This window comes from Vagococcus penaei, assembly GCF_001998885.1.
In the GTDB taxonomy this organism is placed as follows: Bacteria; Bacillota; Bacilli; order Lactobacillales; family Vagococcaceae; genus Vagococcus; species Vagococcus penaei.
In genome coordinates, this window is record NZ_CP019609.1 from 1,566,758 (window position 1) to 1,592,697 (window position 25,940).

Annotated in this window: 28 protein-coding genes and 1 pseudogene; 22 read left to right on the forward strand and 7 right to left on the reverse strand. The window is 34.7% G+C overall.

Translation table 11 applies throughout. The annotated features are described in order from the left end of the window. Positions 1-15: 15 nt before the first annotated feature. The 3 genes from BW732_RS07465 (at position 16) to gshAB (ending at position 4,802) form a co-directional block, all read left to right on the forward strand. Complete coding sequence (locus BW732_RS07465) at positions 16-1,980, forward strand: PTS fructose transporter subunit IIABC (protein ID WP_077276159.1); 1,965 nt, start codon at positions 16-18, stop codon at positions 1,978-1,980. A 132-nt stretch (positions 1,981-2,112) separates the two neighbouring features. Next, a complete protein-coding gene (locus BW732_RS07470) occupies positions 2,113-2,433 on the forward strand; it encodes a PTS lactose/cellobiose transporter subunit IIA (protein ID WP_077276160.1) in 321 nt (106 codons plus the stop codon). A gap of 98 nt (positions 2,434-2,531) precedes the next feature. Continuing rightward, positions 2,532-4,802 carry a bifunctional glutamate--cysteine ligase GshA/glutathione synthetase GshB gene (gene gshAB, locus BW732_RS07475; RefSeq protein ID WP_077276161.1) on the forward strand — a complete coding sequence of 757 codons (2,271 nt, stop codon included), beginning with the start codon at positions 2,532-2,534 and terminating at the stop codon, positions 4,800-4,802. A gap of 66 nt (positions 4,803-4,868) precedes the next feature. Here gshAB and BW732_RS07480 read toward each other — a convergent pair whose 3' ends face one another. The 3 genes from BW732_RS07480 to BW732_RS07490 form a co-directional block, all read right to left on the reverse strand. After that, positions 4,869-5,870, reverse strand: a complete 1,002-nt coding sequence (locus BW732_RS07480) for a peptidylprolyl isomerase (RefSeq protein WP_077276162.1) — start codon at positions 5,868-5,870, stop codon at positions 4,869-4,871. Positions 5,871-6,036: 166 nt separating this feature from the next. Next, positions 6,037-6,402 (reverse strand): YtxH domain-containing protein, encoded by a 366-nt coding sequence (locus BW732_RS07485; RefSeq protein ID WP_077276163.1) that lies wholly within the window; start codon positions 6,400-6,402, stop codon positions 6,037-6,039. Further along, on the reverse strand, positions 6,399-6,827 hold the full coding sequence (locus BW732_RS07490; protein WP_077276164.1) for an HIT family protein: 429 nt from the start codon (positions 6,825-6,827) through the stop codon (positions 6,399-6,401). Before BW732_RS07490 ends, BW732_RS07485 begins: the two co-directional genes overlap by 4 nt. Positions 6,828-6,989: 162 nt before the next feature. Here BW732_RS07490 and BW732_RS07495 point away from each other — a divergent pair, with 162 nt between their 5' ends. The 4 genes from BW732_RS07495 (at position 6,990) to trmB (ending at position 10,544) form a co-directional block, all read left to right on the forward strand. Then, complete coding sequence (locus BW732_RS07495; RefSeq protein WP_077276165.1) at positions 6,990-7,724, forward strand: ABC transporter ATP-binding protein; 735 nt, start codon at positions 6,990-6,992, stop codon at positions 7,722-7,724. Between the two features lie 3 nt (positions 7,725-7,727). Next, positions 7,728-8,960, forward strand: coding sequence for an ABC transporter permease (locus tag BW732_RS07500; RefSeq protein ID WP_077276166.1), 1,233 nt, complete (start codon positions 7,728-7,730; stop codon positions 8,958-8,960). Between the two features lie 106 nt (positions 8,961-9,066). Continuing rightward, a complete protein-coding gene (locus BW732_RS07505; RefSeq protein WP_161485536.1) occupies positions 9,067-9,849 on the forward strand; it encodes a phosphotransferase family protein in 783 nt (260 codons plus the stop codon). Between the two features lie 47 nt (positions 9,850-9,896). Further along, positions 9,897-10,544 (forward strand): tRNA (guanosine(46)-N7)-methyltransferase TrmB, encoded by a 648-nt coding sequence (trmB, locus tag BW732_RS07510; protein WP_077276168.1) that lies wholly within the window; start codon positions 9,897-9,899, stop codon positions 10,542-10,544. Positions 10,545-10,582: 38 nt separating this feature from the next. Here the strand turns inward: trmB and BW732_RS07515 are convergent, their stop codons facing one another. The 3 genes from BW732_RS07515 to BW732_RS07525 all read right to left on the reverse strand — a co-directional run bounded on the left by BW732_RS07515 (position 10,583) and on the right by BW732_RS07525 (position 13,251). Then, complete coding sequence (locus tag BW732_RS07515; protein WP_077276169.1) at positions 10,583-12,052, reverse strand: IS1182 family transposase; 1,470 nt, start codon at positions 12,050-12,052, stop codon at positions 10,583-10,585. 258 nt (positions 12,053-12,310) lie between these two features. Next, complete coding sequence (locus BW732_RS07520) at positions 12,311-12,751, reverse strand: OsmC family protein (protein ID WP_077276170.1); 441 nt, start codon at positions 12,749-12,751, stop codon at positions 12,311-12,313. Positions 12,752-12,897: 146 nt separating this feature from the next. After that, positions 12,898-13,251: a PepSY domain-containing protein gene (locus BW732_RS07525; RefSeq protein ID WP_077276171.1), complete on the reverse strand. Its 354-nt coding sequence runs from the start codon at positions 13,249-13,251 to the stop codon at positions 12,898-12,900. Between the two features lie 196 nt (positions 13,252-13,447). Between BW732_RS07525 and pepA the strand changes: the two genes are divergently transcribed. From pepA to BW732_RS07575, 10 genes are all read left to right on the forward strand, one after another. Continuing rightward, positions 13,448-14,524: a glutamyl aminopeptidase gene (pepA, locus tag BW732_RS07530; RefSeq protein WP_077276172.1), complete on the forward strand. Its 1,077-nt coding sequence runs from the start codon at positions 13,448-13,450 to the stop codon at positions 14,522-14,524. A 9-nt stretch (positions 14,525-14,533) separates the two neighbouring features. Next, complete coding sequence (locus tag BW732_RS07535; RefSeq protein ID WP_077276173.1) at positions 14,534-14,845, forward strand: thioredoxin family protein; 312 nt, start codon at positions 14,534-14,536, stop codon at positions 14,843-14,845. A gap of 23 nt (positions 14,846-14,868) precedes the next feature. Next, a complete protein-coding gene (locus BW732_RS07540) occupies positions 14,869-15,324 on the forward strand; it encodes a universal stress protein (RefSeq protein ID WP_077276174.1) in 456 nt (151 codons plus the stop codon). A 98-nt stretch (positions 15,325-15,422) separates the two neighbouring features. Further along, positions 15,423-16,040 (forward strand): YtpR family tRNA-binding protein, encoded by a 618-nt coding sequence (gene ytpR, locus BW732_RS07545; RefSeq protein WP_077276175.1) that lies wholly within the window; start codon positions 15,423-15,425, stop codon positions 16,038-16,040. Positions 16,041-16,136: 96 nt separating this feature from the next. Next, positions 16,137-16,403, forward strand: coding sequence for an IreB family regulatory phosphoprotein (locus tag BW732_RS07550; RefSeq protein WP_077276176.1), 267 nt, complete (start codon positions 16,137-16,139; stop codon positions 16,401-16,403). Further along, positions 16,400-16,819 carry a Holliday junction resolvase RuvX gene (gene ruvX / locus BW732_RS07555; protein ID WP_077276177.1) on the forward strand — a complete coding sequence of 140 codons (420 nt, stop codon included), beginning with the start codon at positions 16,400-16,402 and terminating at the stop codon, positions 16,817-16,819. The genes BW732_RS07550 and ruvX overlap by 4 nt, the downstream gene beginning before the upstream one ends. Positions 16,820-16,889: 70 nt before the next feature. Continuing rightward, the gene (locus tag BW732_RS07560) at positions 16,890-17,204 is read left to right on the forward strand and encodes a DUF1292 domain-containing protein (protein ID WP_077276178.1); all 315 of its coding nucleotides are present in this window, start codon (positions 16,890-16,892) and stop codon (positions 17,202-17,204) included. Positions 17,205-17,333: 129 nt separating this feature from the next. Beyond that, positions 17,334-17,558 (forward strand): hypothetical protein, encoded by a 225-nt coding sequence (locus BW732_RS07565; protein WP_077276179.1) that lies wholly within the window; start codon positions 17,334-17,336, stop codon positions 17,556-17,558. A gap of 224 nt (positions 17,559-17,782) precedes the next feature. Further along, positions 17,783-17,968 (forward strand): hypothetical protein, encoded by a 186-nt coding sequence (locus BW732_RS07570; RefSeq protein ID WP_077276180.1) that lies wholly within the window; start codon positions 17,783-17,785, stop codon positions 17,966-17,968. Positions 17,969-18,020: 52 nt separating this feature from the next. Further along, the gene (locus BW732_RS07575) at positions 18,021-18,812 is read left to right on the forward strand and encodes a TraX family protein (RefSeq protein ID WP_077276181.1); all 792 of its coding nucleotides are present in this window, start codon (positions 18,021-18,023) and stop codon (positions 18,810-18,812) included. 113 nt (positions 18,813-18,925) lie between these two features. On the opposite strand, the gene rnhC is transcribed toward BW732_RS07575, so the two are convergent. After that, positions 18,926-19,858 (reverse strand): ribonuclease HIII, encoded by a 933-nt coding sequence (rnhC, locus tag BW732_RS07580; RefSeq protein WP_077276182.1) that lies wholly within the window; start codon positions 19,856-19,858, stop codon positions 18,926-18,928. A 139-nt stretch (positions 19,859-19,997) separates the two neighbouring features. Here rnhC and zapA point away from each other — a divergent pair, with 139 nt between their 5' ends. The 5 genes and pseudogenes from zapA (at position 19,998) to uvrC (ending at position 25,722) form a co-directional block, all read left to right on the forward strand. Beyond that, complete coding sequence (gene zapA, locus BW732_RS07585) at positions 19,998-20,471, forward strand: cell division protein ZapA (protein ID WP_077276183.1); 474 nt, start codon at positions 19,998-20,000, stop codon at positions 20,469-20,471. A gap of 20 nt (positions 20,472-20,491) precedes the next feature. Next, complete coding sequence (locus BW732_RS07590; protein WP_077276184.1) at positions 20,492-21,040, forward strand: CvpA family protein; 549 nt, start codon at positions 20,492-20,494, stop codon at positions 21,038-21,040. Between the two features lie 53 nt (positions 21,041-21,093). After that, on the forward strand, positions 21,094-23,469 hold the full coding sequence (locus BW732_RS07595) for an endonuclease MutS2 (protein ID WP_077276185.1): 2,376 nt from the start codon (positions 21,094-21,096) through the stop codon (positions 23,467-23,469). Between the two features lie 73 nt (positions 23,470-23,542). Further along, positions 23,543-23,854 (forward strand): thioredoxin, encoded by a 312-nt coding sequence (gene trxA, locus BW732_RS07600; protein WP_077276186.1) that lies wholly within the window; start codon positions 23,543-23,545, stop codon positions 23,852-23,854. A gap of 88 nt (positions 23,855-23,942) precedes the next feature. Then, positions 23,943-25,722, forward strand: a pseudogene (gene uvrC / locus BW732_RS07605) (excinuclease ABC subunit UvrC). Positions 25,723-25,940 lie beyond the last annotated feature (218 nt).

Genomic DNA, 25,940 nt, shown 5'->3' on the forward strand with positions numbered 1-25,940 from the left:
AAGGACGGGTCAAAGATGAAAATTATTGATTTATTATCAACTAATTGTATGATTCTTGATTTACAAGCAACAGACAAAAAAGTTGCCATTGACGAGATGGTCACTAAGTTGTACGAATCAGGTCGGATTACAAGTAAAGAAGAATTTGAAGCAGGAATTTTAGCACGTGAAGCCCAAACTTCAACTGGACTAGGTGATGGTATTGCGATGCCGCACTCTAAAAATAAAGCAGTTAAACAAGCAACAGTTTTATTTGCTAAAAGTCCAAAAGGGGTGGACTATGAATCATTAGATGGTCAACCAACATTTCTCTTTTTCATGATCGCTGCTCCAGAAGGTGCGAACGATACACATTTACAAGCGTTGGCGAGTCTCTCTCGTTTATTACTAAATCCGATATTGATTCAAGCGTTAAAAGAGGTTGAAACAGCTGATCAAGTGATTGAATTATTTGATGCAGCGGAAAAGGAATATGAAGCAAAAGAAGCTGCTGAAGCGGTTAAAGAAGAACAAGAAGCAAAAGAAAAAGCTGGTGAACCATCAGATAAACCTTATGTTGTGGCAGTTACCGCTTGTCCAACGGGGATTGCACATACTTACATGGCTGAAGATGCGTTGAAAAATAAAGCGGCTGAAATGGGTATCGACATTAAAGTTGAAACTAATGGTTCTGATGGGGTAAAACATCGTCTGACAGCTGAAGATATTTCTCGTGCAGCAGGTGTTATTGTGGCAGCTGATAAAAATGTTGAAATGGCACGTTTTGATGGGAAACATTTAGTGAACCGTCCAGTGAGTGATGGAATTAAGAAAACAGAGGAATTACTTAATTTAGCTACTGGTGGTAAAGCGCCAATTTATCATAGTAACGGTGCTGATGACTCAGAGGAATCTGGTGAGTCAAGTAAGGGTAGTGTAGGATCACAAATTTATAAACATTTAATGAATGGTGTTAGTCATATGTTACCGTTTGTTATTGGTGGTGGGATTGCGATTGCTTTAGCATTCTTAATTGACCAAACAATGGGAGTACCGAAAGATCAGTTAGCTAATTTAGGGTCTTATCATCAAGCAGCTGCTTATTTCAAAGCTATTGGTGGTACTGCGTTTAATTTCATGTTACCGGTTTTAGCTGGTTATATTGCATCCAGTATTGCCGATAGACCAGGATTGATTGTTGGTTTTGCTGCGGGTGCCATGGCATCAACAGGGATTGCTTTGAATAACTTGGATCAACCAACTTCTTCTGGTTTCTTAGGGGCATTAGTTGGTGGTTTCTTAGCAGGATATGTTATTGTCTTCTTGAAAAAAGTTTTAGCAAAATTGCCTAAATCTTTAGATGGGATTAAAACAATTTTATTCTACCCAGTATTTGGTTTATTAATTACCGGATTTTTAATGTTATTAGTTAATATTCCAATGAGTGCGATTAATACAGGTTTAAATAATTTCTTAATGTCATTATCAGGTGCGAATGCTGCACTATTAGGAGCATTATTGGCTGGTATGATGGCAATCGACTTAGGTGGTCCAATTAATAAAGCGGCTTATGTATTTGGAACTGGTACCTTAGCAGCTTCAGTTGCGACTGGTGGTAGTGTAGTCATGGCTGCTGTTATGGCTGGTGGGATGGTTCCACCGTTAGCAATTGCAATTGCTAGTTTCTTATTTAAAAATAAGTTTACACAAAAAGAACAAGAAGCTGGTGTCACAAACTTAATTATGGGATTCTCATTTATTACTGAAGGGGCAATTCCATTTGCTGCATCTGACCCATTAAGAATGATTCCAAGTTTCGTAGCTGGATCTGTTGTAACAGGTGCCTTAGTCGGTGGCATGGGTATTAAATTAATGGCGCCACATGGTGGGATTTTTGTTATTATGTTAGTTAGTCACCCAATTATGTATTTACTATTTGTTATCATTGGTGCATTTGTTAGTGCATTTATGTTAGGATTATTGAGAAAGAAAGTCGCGTAAAATAATAAAGTAGGCAGCATAACCTAATAGAGGATATGTTGCCTACTTTATTTTAAGACAAAAGGGTGAGTCATTCGATTAAAAGTACTGTATACTAAATTTAAAGATAGTTGATTATTAGGAGGGAATATCATGGAACAAGAGCAATTAAAAGCAATAATGGGTTTAATCATTCATTCAGGTAAAGCAAAAAGTGAAGCCCATGAGGCTTTAGCAGAAGCAAAAAAAGGTCAGTTTGAGGAAGCAAATCGAAAGTTTAAATTAGCCAAAGATGCCATTAAAACAGCTCATAATCATCAAACAGAGATGCTAACAAAAGAAGCGAGTGGTGAGCAAACGGAAGTTACTTTGCTTCTTGTACATAGTCAAGACCACCTAATGACAGCCATGTCATATGTTGATTTAGTTGGTGAATTTATTGATGTCTATCACCGTTTAATGTCAGATAGTTAAGTAGTAATATAAAGTAAAAACAGATAAATAGAGAATGGTAAACGTCAATGTTATAATAGTCACGTGAAAAAGACTTTATAGTAAAGGAACTCAAATATATGAAAGACTTACAAAAAAAATTAACGCAGACTAAACTAAAAGCGCTCTTTAAAAAAATGCGAATTGGTTTGGAAAAAGAAAGTCAACGAGTAACGCCAAGTGGTGATTTGGCTCAAACGAATCATCCAAGTATATTAGGTAGCCGTGATTATCATCCTTACATTCAAACCGATTTTAGTGAAACGCAAATGGAACTTATCACACCTGTTTTTGATACAACAACAGAAATTATGAATTTTTTAGGTGCATTGCACGATGTATCAATTCGCTCAATGGAACAAGAGGAACGCTTGTGGCCTTTAAGTATGCCACCTGTTTTACCAGAGTGTGATTGTGGTATTAAGATTGCTAAATTAACTAATCAAGGAGACGTTAATTATCGTCGTTACTTAGCCAAAGTTTATGGTAAACGTAAGCAAATGGTTAGTGGGATTCACTATAACTTTGAATTCCCTAAAGAAATGTTAGAGGAATTGTTCGAGCAACAGACTGAATTTAAATCTATGGCAGAGTTGTCAACGGCTATCTATTTAAAAGTCTCTCGTCAATACTTACGTTATCGCTGGTTATTAACCTACTTGATTGGAGCATCACCGTTCGCAGAATCTGGTTACTTCACGGATGAAGAGCCAAAACAACCCGTTCGGAGTATTCGTAATAGTCAGTATGGCTACACTAATCGTCCTGAAATTCATGTGTCCTATAATTCTTTAGATACTTATGTGAATGACATCGAACGCTTAGTTGATACGGGTGCATTGATCGAAGCAAAAGAATTTTATTCGTCTGTTCGGTTACGTGGTGGCAATGATTTGGATGATTTATTAGAGTCAGGTATTCGCTACATTGAATTACGTAATATTGATCTTGATCCTTGGGCTAAATATGGTATTACAAATTGGAGTCTTGATTTTATCCATTTATTCGTTATGTTGATGTTATGGTTACCAGAAGAAAATATCTCAGATGAGATTATTAGCCAAGGAACACAATATAATGATCATGTATCATTAGAACATCCTTTAGAAAAGACAGAATTATTAGATGAAGGTGAATGGTTGCTATCTGAGATGGCTAAGATGGCGTCAGCATTAGAAATGTCTGATTATTATGTCGATATGGTTCAAACAGCTGCTGAACAACTTGCTCATCCTGAGTTGACTTTAGCAGGTCGAATTGTATCTTACTTAACCGAGCGTGGTATCACAAACGGTGAGTTTGGAACAATGCTAGCGAATGATTTCTATCAAGAAGCAACAACCCATCCTTATCAGCTAGCAGGCTACCGTCATATGGAGCTATCAACACAATTGTTTATGTTTGATGTCTTGCAAAAAGGTATTGGTCTAGAAGTTCTTGATGAGCAAGACCAATTTTTAAAATTATCGCATAAAGGACATGTTGAATACGTTAAAAATGGTAATATGACGAGTAAAGATAACTATGTTGTACCATTAATGATGGAAAATAAAATCGTGACTAAAAAAGTGTTAGCGAAAGCAGGTTTCCGCGTTCCTTTAGGGTCGGACTATAAAACGATTGAGTCAGCTATGGAGGATTATGCACAGTTTATCGATAAAGGAATTGTCATTAAGCCAAAATCAACAAATTTTGGACTGGGTATTTCAATTTTTAAAGAAGGCGCGACAAGAGAGGCTTATCGTCAAGGTTTAGAGATTGCTTTTGCTGAAGATACTGATGTATTGGTTGAAGAATTTTTATCAGGAACTGAATATCGCTTCTTTGTTGTGGATGGTAAAACTCTAGCGGTATTGTTACGCGTCCCTGCTAATGTAACAGGGGACGGGCAACATACGATACGTGAGTTAGTGGCACTAAAAAATCAAGACAGCTTAAGAGGAACCAATCATCGTTCGCCACTTGAACAAATTGAGCTTGGAACAATTGAAGCTCTCATGTTGGAAGAGCAACAATTGACGTTTGATAGTATCCCTGAGCCTAAACAAGTCGTTTATTTAAGAGAGAACTCTAATGTTAGTACGGGTGGCGACTCAATTGATGTGACAGATAGTATGCACGTTAGTTACAAAAAAATTGCTGAAGAAGCGACAAAAGCAATGGGGGCAGTTATTTGCGGAATGGATTTAATTATTCCAGATTATCAAAAAGCAGCCACCAATCACGCTGACTATGGCATTATTGAAGCTAATTTTAATCCAATGATGCATATGCACGTGTATCCTTATGAAGGAACTAGCCGACGTTTAACAATGTCTATTTTAGAGCTATTGTATCCAGAGTTACATTAGTCAGAAGAAAACAAAAAACCAAGTTGATTTATTGATAAGATAAATCGACTTGGTTTTTTAGTTTCGTTATTTAGAAGAATCAGTTGAAGCTTCTTTAGATGATTCAGTTGCTTGACTATCTTTAGATGCGTCAGATTGTTTTGTATCTTCTTTTTTCGGTAAGTAAGGAGTTAAGATATCTTTAAACTGATTATCTTTAATTTTAACATTGGCTTTGTTTAATTCATCGCCTAAAACTTTTTGTTGGAAAGCAGGATCAGCTAATTTATTTTGTTTCACAACTTCTTTTAATTGTTTTTCAAATGGTTTGTAGTCATTGCCTTTTTTCTGGTTTTTATCCATTTTGACAATGTAATAGCTTTCTGCACCAGTCATTTGGTTTTGAGCTTTGATGACATCAGATACTTGGCCATCTTCTAATTTATAAGCAGCTTCTTTAACGTTTTGAGGAATCATGACATTTTCAGGTTTAGTTGTTGCAGTTGAGTTAAACGTTACTTTACCACCATCTTCTTTAGTAGTAGTATCCTGAGATTTTTCTTTCGCAATTTTAGCAAAGTCGCCATTATCTTTAACATCTTTTAAAATTGAATCAGCAGTATCTTGCTTATCAACCATGATAATTTGAGCTTCAACATCTGGATGATATGTTTTCCAAGCTTCTTCTAAGTCTGCATCAGTAATTTTAACATGTGCTTCCATCATCGCTTTTTGAGCAAGATTAGACTTGATATTTTCTTTAAATTGTTTTGTGTCTAAGTTATATTGTTTTAACGTTTCTTCAAAGACTTTTTGCCCGCCATATTGTTTTTCAGCAGCTGAATATTCTTTGTCAATCGCTTCTTTACTAACATCTTTACCATAGTTTTCTAGGGCAATTTTGTTAAAAATCATTCCTGTTAAAACTTGTTTAGACTGCTCATCTTTTGTTAATTGAGTGTAAAATTCATCTTGAGTAATTTTACCACCCTTCATTGTTACGATGTCTTTGCCGCCACCAGAGCACCCAGCTAAAGTGATTAAGCCTAATGCAGTTGCTGCAACTAATTTAATTGATGTTTTTTTCATTTAATTCATACGCTCCTAATTCTATTGATTTTTAATTATATTCATTGTAATCAATCACGATAATAACTATAACATACTATTTATACAAAAAAAATGTTAAGATAACTAATTTCAATAAAACTTCATATAATCGTCTTTTATGTACGATTAAAAGCAAACTGTCTGATTATTTCAAGGTTTTTTGAAAGTCATCTAGTTCTGTAGTGATTTTAGTTATTTGTTGTTTGATGTCATCCAAACGTGGATTGGCTTTAAATTGAAAACGAGCCACATCTTTTTCTGTTTCTTCAATGGCTTTAGGGATCATAGTGTTCACTAAAGTTAAGACGCGTTGTACTTGATGTGACACGTTTTTTGCATCTTGTTTGATTTGGAATAAATCCTGAGTTAAATTCCGTGACGTTGTATCAACTTCTTGACGGAGTTTTTTTCCCGAACGAGGAGCTAAAAGCAAGCCTGTGCTACCACCTAATACTCCTCCAATTAATAAGCCTTTTAAAAATTTCTGAGTTGAAAATTTTTTTGATGTCATAGAGTCACGTTCCTTTTAATTAAATCAGCAATTTCTTGCATATCGTTAGGTGAGTAGTCATCAGCATGATTTGTAAAGGTTAATTTAAATCCATCAGACTCATCATATCTAGGGATTAAATGGAAATGTGAGTGGAAGACTGTCTGATAAGCTAGTTCTTTATTATTGTTAATTACGTTGAGTCCCTTCATATCAGGAAAGGCGAGTTCTAGTGCACGCGCAATTTTTGGGATTCTTGAGAAGACTTTTTGTGATAACTCTTCATCATAAGCAAAAATATCCGCAACATGTTTTTTAGGAATCACAAGCGTGTGACCTTTAGTTGTTTGGGTAATATCTAAAAATGCATAAACGTCCTCATCTTCGTACACAGTATAACTAGGTATTTCCCGGTTAACGATGTTGCAAAAAATACAGTCAGACATATAAAATACCTCCTAATAATTTAAGTAAACTTCTTTCCTTTACCTTACCATAAAAATTAATTAAAATGAAAAGAAATATCCATTTTGTTATCTAAAGGAATTGACCGAAATTATGTTATAATTAGACTACTATTATATAGATGGATTAGCGGAGGGAAAGATATGAGTTTGAAAATTGAGCATGTGACAGGTGGCTATGGACATGTCCCTGTGCTGAAAGATATTTCATTTGATGTGTCTTCGGGTGAGATGGTTGGTTTAATTGGTCTAAATGGGGCTGGGAAAAGTACTACGATTAAACACATTATTGGATTGTTGACAGCACAAAAGGGTCAAATTTCAATTGATGGTGATACGTTGTCAGCGAATCCTGAGGTCTATCGCAAGAAAATTGGCTACATTCCGGAAACACCAGTTTTATATGAAGAATTAACTTTGCGCGAGCATATTGAAGTGACGGCAATGGCCTATGATATTCCAGTTGATGAGGCATTTAAACGTGCCGAAAAATTACTGCGAATATTTCGATTGGAGAAAAAGCTTGAGTGGTTTCCTGTGCATTTCTCAAAGGGGATGAAACAAAAAGTAATGGTCTTGTGTGCCTTTTTAACACAACCGAGTCTTTATATTATTGATGAACCTTTCTTAGGTTTAGATCCATTAGCTATTAATGCGTTGTTAGAATTAATGGAAGAAATGAAAAAAAATGGTGCAGCAATTTTAATGTCAACGCATATTCTAGCGACTGCCGAAAAATACTGTGATCGTTTTGTCGTTCTTCATGATGGTGAAGTTCGAGCAGATGGTTCCATGACCGACTTGAGAACTGAGTTTCAATTACCTGACTCGTCTTTGGATGATATTTATCTTTCTCTAACTAAAGAAGAGGAGGGATAATGAATGTCAGATTTTTACCGTTTGCGTGTCAGTCGGCACCAAACTAAAATGTTAAAATACATGAAATACATCTTTAACGATCATTTTATTTTAATTTTAATGTTTGGTATAGGTGGCTTTGGTTTGTATTATTCTGAATTAGTCAAAAGTTTGACTATCAACCAATTAATGTGGGTTAAACCTCTTGTTGGCTTTATGTGGTTTGCTAGTCTATTTATCGGTAAATTAGCGACGTTATTACATGAAGCAGATCAAGTTTTCTTATTACCAAAAGAGCGTCAAATGAGTCATTACTTAAATAAAGCTCTTACGCATTCATTGGTGATTCCTTTTGTCTTACTTATACTAATGAGTGGTGTGACAATGCCAGTGCTTTTAGCAACGGGTATCCAGATGACACCCATTATCTATGGTATGTACTTACTTACGTTATGGTTATTGAAATTTAGTGATTTACAGCTAAGGCTACAATTTTTATATCAAGATACGGCTAATTCTTGGACAAAAGAACGACTGCTTTGGTGTGTAGTTGCAATAATGGCAATTGGTAGTGGCTTATACATTCAGCCTTTTATAGGGTTAGTCATTGCTGCAATCTTTAGTTTATTAAATTATGTTCTTACAAAAAATAGACTAACAACTGGAACGTTAGAATGGTCAAAAGGTTGTTCATTAGAAAAACAACGAATGAAGCAAGTTTATACGTTTATTAATTTGTTTACCGATGTTCCTGGATTAACAAGTGACGTGAAACGACGCCCTTATTTAGATAAGTTATTAGCTACTATTCCCAAAAATCAGGCGAATACCTATCGCTATTTATATGCACGAGTATTCATTAGAGGAACGGAATATAGTGGTTTAGTGTTACGTCTAATGATTATTGGTTGTGTGATTATTGGATTTAGCTCCACATCATGGATTAGTTTACTAATAGCAGCTTTATTTTTATATTTAATTGGTTTTCAGCTAGTCCCACTTTTAGGAGAGTTTGACTACATGTTGATGGCAAAACTTTACCCATTGCCATCTGAACAAAAAGTCAAAGCTGTTCGTGCTTTAATTACTAGAGTTTTAAGTGTCGTTCTTATCGTTTTTGCTTTGATTATATTCTTTGTGTTACCCGATAAGTTAACTGCACTGATGATTATTGGGGGCTTGCTGATAGAATGTCTTGTATTAAGTTGGTTATATATTCCTTATAGATTAAAAAAAATGCAGAAAGTTTCATTTTAAAAGAAACAATCAACAATATATGATATACTAATTGTCTGATTTTAAATTCTTTTAGGAATCACTTTGATGCGGAAGTTGGACTAAGTTAAATTGGGGAGAAAATATTGTGATATTTAAATTTGATAATAACTGGAATCTCCAACCGCTAAAAGGAGACACCGGTAAAGCTTATAAAGGAATAAGAGATGGTGAAGAGGTTTTTCTAAAACGGAATTCAACACCGTTTTTAGCAGCATTATCGCGAGAAGGTTTGACACCTAAATTATTATGGACGAAGCGAACGGGTAATGGCGACATCGTGACGGCACAAGAGTGGTTAAATGGTCAACAGTTATCAATGATTGATATGGTGGAAAATGATGAAGTGATTCGGATTTTAAATCATCTGCATCATTCTGAATCATTGCGTTCGATGTTGCAACGTATGGGTGGTCACGAGAAATCCGCTTTTGACTTCTTAAGAGATTATGTCGAAGATTTGCCTGAGGCGTTAAAGACGGATGAGTTTTTAGTACGAGTATTTCGTTATTTAGAAGATCATCTGCCGACCTATCATTCAAAGTATTATGTGGCTTGTCATGGAGATGTCATGCATAAAAATTGGGTCCAATCAGAAGATGGTACAGTGTTTTTAGTTGATTGGGATTATTCAATTCTTTCTGATCCAGCACTTGATTTTGGTGCTATTTTAGGTTGTTATTTACCGATTTCTGAGTGGGCTAGTTGGCTCGAACGTTATGGTGAAACACCGAATGAGAATTTAATAGAACGTGTAAAATGGTATGCAGCAATCAATTTATTATTGCAGATTAAGCGAAGTTATCTAACGAAAGATCAAGAATCTTTTAAAAATTATGTCGCATTATTAGAAAAAATAGAATTAATTTAAAGTCCTTTGACTAATCAATCAAAGGTCTTTTTTTAGGAGGATATATCGTGAGATTAAGAAATAAACCAGGGGCAAAAGAAACAATTGCTAACAATCCACAGTACATTTTGACAGATGCAAGTGACTGGAAAGGTCGCTGGGATGAACGTTTTGAGAAGAAACAACCTATTCATATTGAAGTTGGAAGTGGTAAAGGGCAGTTTATTGTTGGAATGGCCAAAGCAAATCCAACAATAAACTATATTGGAATTGAATTACAGACTAATGCAATCATTTCAATTTTAGAAAAGCAGTTAGTCGAAAAATTACCAAATCTGCAGTTACTATTAGTTGATGGGGCTGATTTAACTGAGTATTTTGCAGACGGTGAAGTCGATCAAGTATATTTAAACTTTTCAGATCCATGGCCTAAAACACGTCATATTAAACGTCGATTAACGTATAAGACGTTCTTAGCAACTTATGAAAAAATTGCTAAACCTGGTGCGGAATTACATTTTAAAACAGATAATCGTGGATTATTCGAGTATTCTTTAGCAAGCTTGTCGCAATATGGTATGGTTTTAAATCAAGTTTGGCTTGATTTACATGAGACTGGTTTAGAAGGTAATGTCATGACAGAATACGAAGAAAAATTTTCTGGAAAAGGACATCCTATTTATCGTTTAGAAGCTCGATTTACTGATAAAGTGTGATATTAGTTTTATATTTTAGATAGAAAAAAGCACAACAACTATGTTGTGCTCAGATTGAAGACAAACCAGTTGCTCATAAAGGGTAATTGGTTTGTTTTTTTGTATCTTATCATTATTTTTGATAAAATTCCCAAAATAGATAAAAAAATAGAGCCCTTCAGGTCTCTTAATTTAAGCATTTTTGCTAATTTTTTAATGTTAAGGCATGCGAAAGTGAGCCCAATTTTCATGTGCATTTTTTCTTTCCCAATTAAATTAGTGTAACGTAAGCCATGAAATTCTTTTGCCGTTCCAAATAATCGCTCAATTGTTTGTTTTCGATTATTATATATAGCTTTCATTCCAAGGGAATGACGTATGTCTTCACAACGTTCCATATCATTTTCCCATAAATGTCGTTGAATTAATTTCCTCTTTTCTTTTGACTCAGTACAATAGGCAATCAAAGGGCATTGACTACAATCAGACGTATTACTTTTGTATTCACGATATCCGTCTCTGTTAGTTGTTGTATAGCTTAAAATTTTCACATTAGGGCAGATATATTGATCGTAGTATTCATCGTAAACATAATCATGTTTTTTATAAAATCCTTTTTTGGTCATAGGTCTTTTATATGGAAAAATAGGTGTTAAATTATTTTGAAATAATAAATGGGCTATACCAGGTGTTTTGTATCCAGCGTCCATTACTAATTTATCTAAGGTAAAGTGACTTTGTAATTTATTATAGATATCGATGAATGTCCGACTATCATGTTGATTACCAGGATGAGTTGTATATCCTAAAACCCAACCATTCTTGTCACATGCTACTTGTGCAGCATAAGCAAAAACCTGTTTATGCTCTCCTTTATGGAACCAACCACTCTCATCATCTGTTTTACTAATTTTTTTATGTTTTACCTGATTTTCACTTTCCTCTCTTCTTTTTAAGGGCTTTTTTAATCTTTTTTCTCTATCTATTTCAACTTCTTTTTGTAGTGATTCCACATAAAAAAGAGTTTCTTCAGTAACTTCGTTACTTTCATATTTTTTATTATTTGCATGTGCTTTTATATGAGTACCATCAATAAATACTTCAGAAGTATCCACTAATTCAGCTTCAATACACTGTTCTAATATGCCGTAAAATATTTGTTCAAAGATATCTGTACCACGAAATCTTCTAGAATAATTTTTGCCAAAGGTTGAGAAGTGAGGAACAGCATCTTCGATATCCAAACCTAAAAACCAGCGATAAGCCATGTTAACCTCAACATCTTTAATAGTTTGTCTCATACTTTTTATACCATAAAGATACTGAATCAACGGAAGTTTAATTAATAGAACCGGATCTATACTAGGGCGGCCATTTGATTCATCGTATTTATCTTCAACTAACTTATAAATAAAATTAAAATCTACATATTTATCAATATCTCTTAATAGATGTTCCTTGGGAACTAAATCTTCTAGAGAATAAAAACCAATTTGATTACGTTTGCTCATATCTTGTTTTTTTAGCATGGAAGCAACTCCTTTTCTCTATTTTACCAAGAAAAAAAGACAAAGTATCAAATTTTTGATACTTTGTCTACAGTCTGAGCACAACAACTATGTTGTGCTTTTTTGTGACTTACGCAACTATTTTAATTTTAGACTAGCTGACGTTTTATTAATTTAAAGGGTGGCTTTCTTAGAGAAACAAAATAATAAAACACGTAAACTATCGTTAAAGAAATGTAAATAGTATAAATGAGGTATTGTGTTGGCTTTATTGATTCATTAGATAATGTTGACTTTTGTATCAAATTTTGGACTAATAGACATCGTATCATGGACAGGGCATGTAGCATTAATAAACTCAACAAATGCGATAATTTCATCTTCGGTATTATCTGCATCGATAAAGAAGTGTGAGGTGATTTTGGAGAAGCCGATTTTAGCTTCAGAATTCTTTCCCATGAATCCATCAGTATCCAATTCGCCTTCTAATTCAACCCGAATATCTTTTAAGTGGATTTTATGACTTTTTGAAAAGGCACGAGCAACAATGACTTTACAGGCACCAAGTGAACATAATAAGGCTTCAACAGGTGTCATACCTGCATCTGTTCCTCCAATATTTTTCGGTTCATCGAGTACCATTTCAAATTGTCTTGCTCGACAAACAACTTGTAACCCTTCTGTTGAATACGTTTCAGCTTTGTAGACTTCAATTGCCATGATAAAACCTCCTTTTATTATAAGTTCATTTTATCACAAAAGAAAACGTTTGCAATAAGAGATAAGCCGATTTGAGTTTAAACGGAGGTTATAAAAAAACACATAACTATATCATACTAGTCATGTGTTTAAAAAATTGTTGGCTATTATAGTCGGTAAATGTCAATAATTGAGCCGGTATAAGCATCAGCAACAAATTCATATTGTACTAATTCACCATCTTCAATTCGTGAAATACCACCAGTATAAACTTTTGTTTTAATAGCAAATTTTTGAGATGGTTCTTTTTTAAAGTGAATCCAAGAGCCTTCGATTGGTCCCTCTTGTAAAAAGGCTGTTTTGACAATTTCTAAGATGTCATCCGCTGACAACGTTTTATTTTTTTTGTAAAAATAAGTTGCGATTGCTCCACTAATCATACCAATTGTTAATCCAATTCCTACACCAGTTGAAAGACCTTTTGAATAAAAATCTTTAGCATTTTTTTGATTATGACCCATGTAGTTTACCTCCTTAGGTAATAGATTTACGTTTATTGTAGCATAAATGCTTGAAATAGACAGTAAAAAGTAATGGTAGTTTTTGGTATGTAAGGATAAATTACTTAAGGAGAAGTATTCTAACTCAATAAAAAACTATGTTATAATAAATGAGTAGAAAGTGAGGTGTACCTACTAATTGTTAGTGGGATAAAACATGGATGATAAATTATTTCAACGAATCAAGCAATTAACCGAGTGTCAAAGTGTGAGTGGTAATGAGGATAATATGCGTCAACTAATGGCGAAAGAAATGGCACCATTAGTTGATAAAATTGAATACGATGGACTTGGTGGTGTGTTTGGGATCAAAAAAAGTAAGGTAGAGGACGCCCCCCGGATTATGTTAGCATCACACATGGATGAAGTAGGTTTCATGGTCTCTCAAATTATGGATAATGGTCTTTTTCGTGTCGTTCCTTTAGGTGGTTGGAATCCATATGTTGTTTCTGCGCAACGTTTTACTGTTCAAACAAAAAAAGGTGATTTTCCAGCAGTCTCTTCATCTGTACCGCCGCATTTATTACGTGGAACAACTGGTCAAAAATCGTTAGATGTTTCTGATATTTTATTTGATGCTGGTTTTGAATCAAAAGAAGAAGCTAAAAGTTTTGGCTTATGTCCAGGGGATACTGTTGTTCCTGATGTTGAAACTATTCAAACCGCCAATGGTAAACGAATTATTAGTAAAGCTTGGGACAATCGCTATGGTTGTACATTAGTACTAGATGTATTAGAAACACTAAAAAACCAAGACTTACCTAATACTTTAATTGCAGGTGCAAATGTTCAAGAAGAAGTTGGTTTACGTGGAGCGAAAGTGTCCACTACTAAGTTTAAGCCAGATTTGTTTTTTGCAGTAGATTGTTCACCAGCTGATGATATCGATGGTAAGAAGGATGCTAATGGTCGATTAGACGGTGGTTTCTTGTTGCGTATTTTTGATCCAGGAATGATTATGTTGAAACGGATGCGCGAGTATATTTTAGAAACAGCTGAAGCTAATGAGATTCCTTACCAATATTTTGTATCTAAAGGTGGAACAGATGCTGGAGCTGCTCATTTAGCCAATAATGGTGTGCCGAGTGCAGTGATTGGGGTTCCTGGTCGTTATATTCATACACATCAAACAATGTTTAGTGTGAAAGACTATGAAGCAGCAAAAGCTATGGTAATTAAATTGATTACAACTTTAGATAAAGCGGCTGTTGACGAGATTATTTACGGAAAGTAGGCGTATTTGGTGATTATACCTAAAAGTTATGAAGAACTAGCAACGTATGTTGAGACTGGAAAAAATATTTTGTTTTTTACGGCAGATTGGTGTGGAGATTGTGTCTACATCAAACCGAGTATGCCAGAAATTGAGACAGCTTTTCCTGACTATCAATTTGTTCAAGTTGATCGTGATGAATTTATTGAAGTATGCCAAGAATGGAATATCTTTGGTATTCCAAGTTTTGTCGTATTAGACAATGGTAAGGAATTAGGTCGTTTTGTTAGTAAAGACCGTAAAACAAAAAATGAAATTATGACATTTATTGAATCACTATAAACCATTTTGAGAGGGGTAGTAACATGGAATCACAAGAATATCAATCAATATTAGTAGGTACGGATGGTAGCGAGCAAGCTAAATTGGCATTTGAAAAAGCAATTGCAGTCGCACAACGTAACAACGCGAAAGTGGTTGTTGCTCACGTCTTAGAAAACAGAATGTATAGCGGAAATATGTCATTTTCAACTTTTACACCTGAAATAGTACAGGATGAAACAAATCAAGCCAAAGAATTATTAAATGACTATCAAGAATTGGCAAAGAATTTAGGTTATGATAATGTTGAAACTGTGTTAGAATTTGGCTCACCTAAAACCTTAATGTCCAAAGAGTTACCGGAAAAATATCACACAGATTTGATTATGGTAGGTCAGTCAGGTCTAAATGCTGTCGAACGATTAGTGATGGGTAGTGTTAGTGATCATATTATTCGGACAGCGCCATGTGATGTACTAGTTGTACGTCCAGAAGAATAAATCAAGTTATTTATAGAAATAAATAATGATTAGAAGTCGGGACAAGAGTCCAACTCTTGCCCCAACTTCTTTATGCAAAAATGAAAGGAAATATAGAAATGATTATTAGTTATAATTTAGATGCTGTCGGTGATGTTTTGCTCATCGTTATGGCAAATGGTGAAGGAAAAGACATTAAAACAGAACGCAAAGAGCAAGTGGTTAAAATTACTGATGCAGCTACTGGTGAGATATTGGGATGGAATATTTTTGAAGCATCAAAAATGTTACCAGATTTAACTGGTAATGGGCAAATTCATTTAACAGACGGTCAAGTACTTAATTTGCAAACGCTTATTAAAAAAGTCGGATTTACTGATGAGTTAGTGATTGACCAGTCACCAAAATTTGTTGTTGGTTTTGTTAAAAGTTGTGTACCCCACCCAGATTCTGATCATTTAAGCATCACGGAAACAGAAGTAGATAATGGAGACGTGTTACAAATTGTTTGTGGTGCACCTAACATTGAACAAGGTCAAAAAGTAGTTGTAGCCAAAGTTGGAGCGATGATGCCTGATGGTTTAATCATTTGGCCAGGAGAATTACGTGGTGAAGCAAGCTTTGGGATGATTTGTTCTGCGAAAGAATTACATCTACCCGATGCTCCGACTAAGAAGGGAATTTTAGAGTTACCAGCTGATGAAATCACAGGACGTGAATTTGTGATTGGTCGGTAGTTTAATGACAAAAAACAATTAGGATATTGATTGTTGTTTGGACGACTTTCTTGTAAAATAGTGGTAAGCTTAAGAGAGAAATAGGAGGCGAGTGTCATGAGTTTTACAGATGAAACAGTACGTTTTGATTTTAGTGAAAACAAAAAAGAGGTTAGTGAAACCCTAGCGATTGTTTACCATGCGTTAAAGGAAAAAGGGTATAACCCAATTAATCAAATCGTTGGATATTTGTTATCAGGTGACCCTGCTTATATCCCACGCTATCAAGATGCAAGAAATTTAATTCGCCGTCATGAACGCGATGAAATTATGGAAGAATTGGTTAAAAATTATCTTAACCAAAATGGTATCGATTCACTATGAGAAAAATGGGATTAGATGTTGGTTCGCGAACTGTCGGAGTTGCAGTGAGTGATCCTATGGGTTGGACTGCTCAAGGGATTGAAATCATTAGAATTAATGAAGACAATGGTGAATTTGGTTTAGATCGTGTAGCAGAATTAGTTAAAGAATATCAGGTAGTTGAATTTGTTGTAGGACTACCTAAAAATATGAATAACTCAATTGGTCCACGTGCTGAGGCTTCAATGGCGTACGGTGAGATGTTAATTGAACGATTTAATTTACCTGTTGTGTATCAAGATGAACGTTTAACAACGGTTCAAGCCGAACGTATGTTGGTTGAGCAAGCTAACACCTCACGTGCTAAACGTAAAAAAGTTATTGATAAAGTCGCAGCAGTTATGATTTTACAAAACTACTTAGACCAAAAGCAGTAGTGTATTTTCCAAGCGAGTATTGTATAATGACATTAGATTAAGAATCTATAAAAAGAAAAGAGGATGCACTATGACACATGAACATAACCACGATCATGATCACGAACATGACCAAGATGATTTAATTACTTTAGTAGATGATGAAGGGAATGAAGTCTTATTCCGTATTCACTTAACAATTGACGGACAAGAACAATTTGGTAAAGATTACGTCTTGTTATATGATGCTAGCACACCTGAAGGCGAAGAAGTTGAATTATTAGCTTATGCTTATGAACAAGTTGAAGGTGATGACGAAGGTCATTTAATGGAAGTTGAAACTGAAGAAGAATGGAACATGATTGAAGAAGTCTTTAACGCATTTGAAGAAGAAGGCGAAGAGTAAAATAAACGGGTTAAGTCTTTATTAGACTTAACCCGTTTATTTTTTTATATAAGGTTTAAAAATTAAAAATAGATTAATTTAAATTTTTATTTTATAATTTTATTATCATTTAAAAAAGGAGAGACAATAATGAGAGCTATATATATTGAATACCAGAAGTCTAAAAGTCCTGGCGATGATTTCTTTTATTGGTTTCTGATTAGAAAACTTCGGTTAGTTCATCAATTGATATTAATCGGACTATTATTGACTTGGCTTATTGTCGCTCCAAGCTTAGTTTTTTGGATGGCTTTTTTTAAAGGAGCAGTTGTCTTAGCTATTTTTACATTTATCTGTGAACGATTTATTCTATAGGTAAATGTAAGAAAAGAAAGATAGGTCTTTACCTACTTCAACATAAGTCTGATGACAATGTTGAGGTTTTTTATCTTTCATGGAAGCCATAAAATGATGTTTTTATTAAATAATAACGATTTTTTGTTGGAATTCTGATATAATTAGCTTTATAATGGACAATATTATGTCAAAAGTTTATCTTGTGGCATAATGACTTAATTTATAATGAAGAGGTGAGATATATGACAGTAGGTATCGTATTGATGTTTACAGGCGTTTTCTTTTTAGCATTATCAGGATTAGTTTTCCGTTTTAGAGCCATTTCCAATAAACAAGCATGGGGTGGTATCACTGTACCATCTGCTATTATTGGAGGTATTATCTTTGTTATTTCTCTGGTAATTATTTATATTTATTATCCAAGATAGACCAACTATCGGTAGTTAATTTATCTTAGTAACGAATAAAGGAGAAATTAGAATGAATAGTAGTTATAAGCGTTTGACAACATTTGATTTGAAAATTATTGGTATTATTCTGATGTTTATCGATCATATCCATCAAATGTTTTCATGGGCTGGTGTACCTAACTGGGTTGATTGGTTTGGGCGCCCAGTTGCGACATTATTCTTCTTCATTAGTGTAGAAGGATTTAGCCATACACGAAATAAAAAGAAATATCTGTCACGATTATTATATGGTTTTTGGGCAATGATTATTGGGACAAGCATTGTAGAACACTTTTTTAGTTTTCCAGAAGTAGCACTCCAAAATAATATTTTTGCCGATTTGTTAATTGGAGCGTTAGCGATGTATGCGATTGATGAATTCCGTACGTTTAAACAAACGAAACAACAGAAACATTTATGGATTGGACTGGCTAGTTTAATTGGGCCGCTAATTTCATCATTATTATTTTTATGGAGTTTATCAACTGGTAATTTTTTATTGATTAACTTTTTACGTTTTGTCCCATCATTAGTAATGACTGAAAATACCATTTTGATTTATATCATTCCACTGATGTATTTAGCTAAAGATTACCGGGTGCGACAATATCTAATTATTGTTGCGGCCAGCCTTTTTTACTTACTACGGGCACCAGGATTAGCATTTACAATGAATATTCAATGGATGTTAATTTTTGCGTTAATTCCAATTATGTTATACAACGGACAAAAAGGTCGTGGTATGCGGTCATTCTTTTATATCTTTTATCCCGCACATATTTGGATTCTTTATATCATTGCCTCACTCATGTACACACGTTAGCTGGCAAACTAAGGTATGTTTAGTTTTTATAAAAAAATTTAATAAAAATAGGCTAGCACGTAATTGTGCTAGCCTATTTTTATGTGAAAGTGCAAAAGGTACCTAATTAATTATTAGCGATACGCAATTTTTTTGGCTTTTTCAGTATTGGCAAAATGAAGTTTAGCATGACGGGTGAGTAAGGATAGTCCGCCTTTTTTTAGAATTCGGGCTGCAGCTTGGTCGGATTTAGGACCCGCTCCAGAAGGTACGACTAGACCTAGTTCTTGGCTTGCACGGTCTAATTCATTTAAAAAAGTTGCGCGACAAATAATTGAGGCAGCAGCGACAGCTAAATGGTACTGTTCTCCTTTTGTTTGAAAATATAATGGTGACGTGACAGCATTTTTTTCTAAAGCTAAATACTTGCGATAATTTTTTTCAGTAGTAAACTGGTCAATTAGAATCCCTTGTGGTGTTGTGGGATGAATTTTTTTCAATAGTAGAGAGATCGCTTGATTGTGTAAAGCAACTTTCATTCGATTGACATTATAGTCAGGTTGAATGTGATTATATTTTTCTGGCGTTACAATCAATTCTTGATAAGGAACGACAAGCTTAATCTCTTCAGCAATTTGGCGAATCAATTTATCTGTCAGCATCTTTGAATCTTTTACACCTAGCTCTTTTAGTAAGGGCATTTGTTCTGGGGTCACGTAAGTTGCACACACGACAACTGGCCCTAAATAGCTACCGTTACCAACTTCATCACTACCAATAACTGGCCAGTTAGAAAAATTAGCGGGTAGTGTTGTTTGATTAGTTGTTTTCTCTTGTGCTTTTTGCGGTCCTTTTTTTTCGGTAACATCGCCCCATTGACTGGCTTCTTGTTCGGCATGATTACCTTGAAAGAGTACTTTTCCAGACTGGTAAGCTGTGATTGTTACACCCGGTAATTTAGCAGAAAAAATAGAGTAAGGTGGCGCTTTAACTAATGCTTTTTGGTAATGATTAGTCATTTTTTTAATGGTTGGTTCTGTTAGTTTGAGCGTAATAGCTTGTGTCATATAATGTCTTCCTTTATCTTAATTTAATTATAGTATAGCAAATATGACGGATAATCTCAGAGATAAATTGTCAATTATCCAAAAGTCCGATATAATTAGGGTGGATTTGTCCGCATTTTAGTAAGTAAGGAGGACATGGATGATTATGACGGAGGAAAACATTCGATATAAAGCAACTATTGCTGGTAAAAGTTATACAATTATTGGTAATCAATCACATGCTTATATGGACATGGTGAGTGAATTAGCTAACGAGCAGTTAACAACAATTAAACAACAAGCACCAGCAATTACTGATGAGCAAGCAGCAATACTCTTAGCCATGAATACATTATCAGTACAAGTTAAATTACAGGAACAAATTTTAGATTTAAAAAAGACGATTGGTCAGTTGGAAACAGAAGTAGCTAAAACGGCTGATTTGGAACAACGTTTAGATGAATTGAAAAAAAATGAAAAAAATATGCGAAAAAAGATTTTAGAAGAACAGCGCGAATTTAGTAAAGAAGAGATGCTCCATCAAATAGAGGTCCAAAAATTACTAAATCAACAAGTAAAAGAAAAAATACAAAAGAATAATCATAAAAAATTACATAATCAGTATAAAAAATAACCAAAAGTAAGGTTGAGGCTATGTTAACAGTATTAATTTTAATTTTTATTGGAACTGGATTTTATGCAGGTTACCAACGTGGATTGTATCTACAAGTTGTCTATTCTGTGGGCTATTTAATATCGTTTATTGTCGCTAAGCAGAACTATTTAGCATTAGGACAAAAAATAGATTTATTAATTCCTTATCCTGCACCAACAAATGACACCAAACTTGTTTTTTTTGATAAGAACTTAGTTTTTGACATGGATAAAGCATTTTATCCCGCGGTTGCTTTTGTGTTAATTCTAATTATTGGCTGGGGAATTACAAAGTTTATTGCGATGTTTTTCTATCGCTTAACATTTATTCCTATAATCAAACAAGGCAATGATCTAGCTGGTGGCATTGTTAATGCTGGAGTAGTTGTTATAGGTTTAGCGATTTTTTTGACGATGATATCAATGGTACCAGTACCTTTTATTCAATCAATGTTTCAAAAAAGTCAATTAGCACGAGTTATTGTTGAACATACACCAATTATTTCCAAACAGTTGACTAATTGGTGGATTAACAAAACTATTATGTAAAAGAACCAAGTATGGTTCTTTTTGTTTATACAAGATGAGAAGGATGTGACGATATGAATCGTAAAATCAGTCAAACACTTGAGTTTGATAAAATAAAGGCCGACTTACTACGACATGTGGTAACTAAAGCGGGTGAAGAGCAGGTTCAACAGCTAGCGCCATTCAGCCAGTTTGATAAAGTTGAAGCTAGCCTTTTAGAAACAGAAGATGCGTATAAAATTTTGCGGTTACGTGGTGGGATTCCAGTTGCTAAATTAGAAAATGTGAAACCACACATGAAAAGAATTGAAATTGGGGCAATGCTGAATGGATTAGAATTGGCTCAAATCGGCCGAATGTTACGTACTGTGCTAGATGTTCAACGATTTTTTGAACAATTAAGAGATGATGATATCACATTGCATCACTTATATGAATGGTATGAAAAGCTTGTGGCTCTACCAGATGTGACGAAACAAATTCAGCGTGCTATTGATGAAGATGGTTATGTGACAGACGATGCTTCTGTTGAGTTAAAAGGTATTCGCCAAGCTATTCGTCGAGCAGAACAAGGTGTTCGTGAGCAACTGGATAGTATTTTACGTAGCAACAAGTCGAAATATTTGAGTGATACAATCGTAACGATGAGAAATGATCGTTACGTGATTCCGGTTAAAAGTGAGTATCGTAGTCAATTTGGTGGTGTTGTGCATGATCAAAGTGCTTCTGGCCAAACGGTGTTTGTAGAGCCTAAGCAAGTTGTCGAACTAAATAATAAACTACGTCAACATCAAATTTCTGAACGTAAAGAAATTGAACGTATTTTAAGCGAACTGTCCAACGAATTGATGCCATATCGTCAAGATATTTTACAAAATTCATTTGTATTAGGAAAACTTGATTTTGCAAACGCAAAAGCTATTTACGGGAAACAACTAAAGGCAACTGTTCCACATGTGAATGAAGAAAATTTTGTTGAATTAAAACAAGCACGTCATCCACTGATTGCTGAGGACAAAGTTGTACCGAATGACATTATTATTGGTGAAGAGTATCAGGCGATTGTGATTACGGGACCTAATACAGGTGGGAAAACCATTACCTTAAAAACGTTAGGTTTGCTCCAATTAATGGGTCAAGCTGGTTTACCTTTACCTGTTGATGAAGAAAGTACAATTGGTGTATTTTCACAAATTTATGCTGATATTGGTGATGAGCAATCGATTGAACAAAATTTAAGTACCTTCTCCTCTCATATGACAAATATTGTGGATATTTTACGTCATTTAGATAGTAAAAGTTTGGTTTTATTTGATGAGTTAGGTGCTGGGACGGATCCACAGGAGGGTGCAGCTTTAGCAATTTCTATTTTAGATGAAGTTGGTGCAAGCGGGGCTTTTGTTATGGCCACAACACATTATCCGGAGTTAAAAGTCTACGGATATAATCGACCAGCAACAATTAATGCTAGTATGGAATTTGATGTCGATACCTTGAGTCCAACGTATCGTCTATTAATTGGCGTGCCTGGACGGAGTAACGCGTTTGATATTTCAAAACGCTTAGGACTAAATCATAGTGTCATTGAGCGCGCGAAGCAAATTATTGATGGTGAAAGTCAAGACTTGAATGATATGATTTCTGATTTAGAAAATCAACGTAAAATGACGGAAACAGAATATTTAGAAGTGCGCCATTTTGTTGATGAAGCCGAAGCATTACATCATGATTTAAAAGAGGCTTATGAATTATTCTTTACTGAGCGTGAAAAAGAGTTAAGTAAGGCAAAACAAAAAGCGAATCAATTAGTTGAAGATGCAGAAAAAGAAGCTGAGAAAATTATTCAAGACATTCGTCAACTACAATTACGTAGTCAAAGTGAAAGCAAAGTCAAAGAACATGAGTTAATTGATGCGAAAACACAACTAGCTAATCTTAAACATGAAGACAATCATTTAGTGAAAAATAAAGTCTTGAAAAAAGCCAAGGCTAAAAAACAATTTAAAGTTGGTGACGATGTACTCGTTGAAACTTATGGACAAAGAGGGAACCTAGTCAAAAAAGTGGGTAATCATGACTGGCAAGTACAACTGGGTATTTTAAAAATGACGGTTTCTGAAGACGATATGACAGTGATTGCGCCAGAAAAAGAAACGCGCGTCCGAATAACTGGTGTACGGAGTGATAGCGGTGGTAGTCGTAGTTCAGTCAAGACACAATTAGACTTACGTGGGAAACGGTATGAAGAAGCTGTTGCGGAATTAGATCAATATATCGATGCGGCTCTTTTAGCAGGTTATCCTCAAGTTACTATTGTGCATGGACGTGGAACAGGTGCCATTAAGCAAGGTGTACAGGAATACCTTCGCAGTCACTCACAAGTCAAATCGTTCGCCTTTGCACCACCTAACCAAGGGGGAGACGGTGCGACAATTGCAACGTTCCGCTAAGCAGATTGTTAGCGAGTAAAATGTTACTTTGGTATACTCTATCTATAAGATACAGGAAGGCAGATGACAAGATATGGTACAAGAAATTTTAGATAATAATTTTGTTGAAGAAACAAGTGAAGGATTAGTGTTAATTGATTTTTGGGCACCTTGGTGTGGACCTTGTCGTATGCAAACACCAATTTTAGAAGGACTGTCTAAAGACTTTGAAGATCGTGTGAAAATTGTAAAAATGAATGTGGATGACAATCCAGCTACTGCGCAACAATTCGGTATCATGAGTATTCCAACTCTATTATTGAAAAAAGATGGCGAAGTCGTTGAAACGTTAATCGGTGTTCATCAAAAAGCCCAATTAGAGCAAGTCTTTAAGAAATATTTATAATTAATAAAAAATCATTTGGTGGTTAGCTACTAGATGATTTTTTTTGTGCGAATCGTCTATAATAGAAACTACAAAGAGGTGAGAGTGAATGAATGAACGGATAAAAAATAAATTAGCACTGTTGCCAGATCAACCTGGCTGTTATTTGATGAAAGATAAACAAGGTACAATTATTTATATTGGCAAAGCAAAAGTATTAAAGAATCGAGTTCGTTCCTATTTTACAGGCAGTCACGACACTAAGACAGAACGCTTAGTAAGTGAAATTGTTGATTTCGAATACATTGTGACGGAGTCCAACACGGAAGCCTTGTTATTAGAGATTAATTTAATTCAAAAGAATCTGCCAAAATACAATATTTTACTGAAAGACGATAAATCTTATCCTTTTATTAAAATTACGAATGAAAAAGCCCCACGTTTATTGATTACTCGAAAAGTGAAGAAAGATCGTGCGTTATATTTTGGACCATACCCAAATGTCAATGCTGCGAATGAAACCAAGCGTTTATTGGATCGGATTTATCCGCTAAGAAAATGTAAAAATTTACCTAATGAAGTCTGCTTGTACTACCATATGGGTCAGTGCCTAGGTCCGTGTATCAATAAAGAGGTAGAGTCACAATACAAGCAAATTGTTGAGGAAGTTAAAAGCTTTTTGAATGGTGGCTATACTGGTGTTCAAGAGGAATTAGAGAAAAAGATGATAGCTGCTGCAGAAAAACTAAACTTTGAACAGGCAGCAGAGTATCGTGATCAGATTGATGCGATTCATACAGTAATGACTAAACAAAAAATGACCAATGCGGATTTTATTGACCGAGATGTTTTTGGTTATGCTGTTGATAAGGGCTGGATGTGTGTGCAAGTTTTTTTCGTCCGTCAAGGCAAATTAATTGAACGGAATGTCTTTGATTTTCCTTTCTATAATGAAGCTGAAGATGATTTTTTAACCTTTATTGGACAGTTTTATCAAGAAAATCAACATTTTATACCTAAAGAAGTCCTGATTCCGCAAACAATTGATGCGGAATTAGTTCAGGCAATTGTTCAAACAAAGGTACTACAGCCAAAACGTGGTGAAAAAAAGAAATTAGTTGAATTAGCCAATAAGAATGCGCACATTTATTTGACAGAACAATTTGATTTAATCGAACGTAAACAAGAGCGAACGATTGGAGCAGTTGATAAATTAGGTCAACAAATGGGAATTCCTGCACCGAATCGAATTGAGGCTTTTGACAACTCAAATATTATGGGGACAAATCCTGTATCAGCGATGGTCGTTTATATTGATGGTAAGCCAAGTAAAAAGGATTATCGGAAATTCAAAATCAAATCGGTTGATGGACCAGATGACTACGCCTCTATGCGTGAAGTTATTTATCGCAGGTATTCAAGGGTATTAAAAGATAATTTGCCTATGCCTGACCTTATTTTAATTGACGGCGGTAAAGGACAGGTTAATGTGGCGCAAGATGTTTTATTAAACCAATTAGGCATTGATGTACCAATTGCAGGACTAGCAAAAAATGATAAGCATAAAACAAGTGAACTGTTATTTGGCCCGGAATTAGAAGTTATTCCATTAAAACGGCAATCACCTGAATTTTTCTTGCTACAACGAATTCAGGATGAAGTTCATCGATTTGCTATTACCTTTCATAGGGAAACACGGAGTAAGACCAGTTTTGCTTCTAAATTAGATAACATTGAAGGCTTAGGACCGAAACGTAAGCAGCAACTACTTAAACACTTCCGGTCAATTAAGGCTATTGAAGAAGCGAGTTTAGATGATTTAATAGACATCGGGTTACCAAAAAAAGGTTTCTAATAATGTATACCAATATTTCCATAAACTTGATTAATTTCTCACATATTAAAATGAATAGTTTGTCTATGAGAACAAATATAACCAAAAATATTAATAAAATGGATTAATGAGGGTGTAATGTGACGTTTTTTTAGTTTTTTTAACCGTTATTTAATTTTCGGGTTTTTTGTTACTAAAAATAAGAATTTCAGCAACTTTTATTAGCAAAAAACTTGTTAATTAAATGGTCATTTGATAGTATGATGTGAGGGT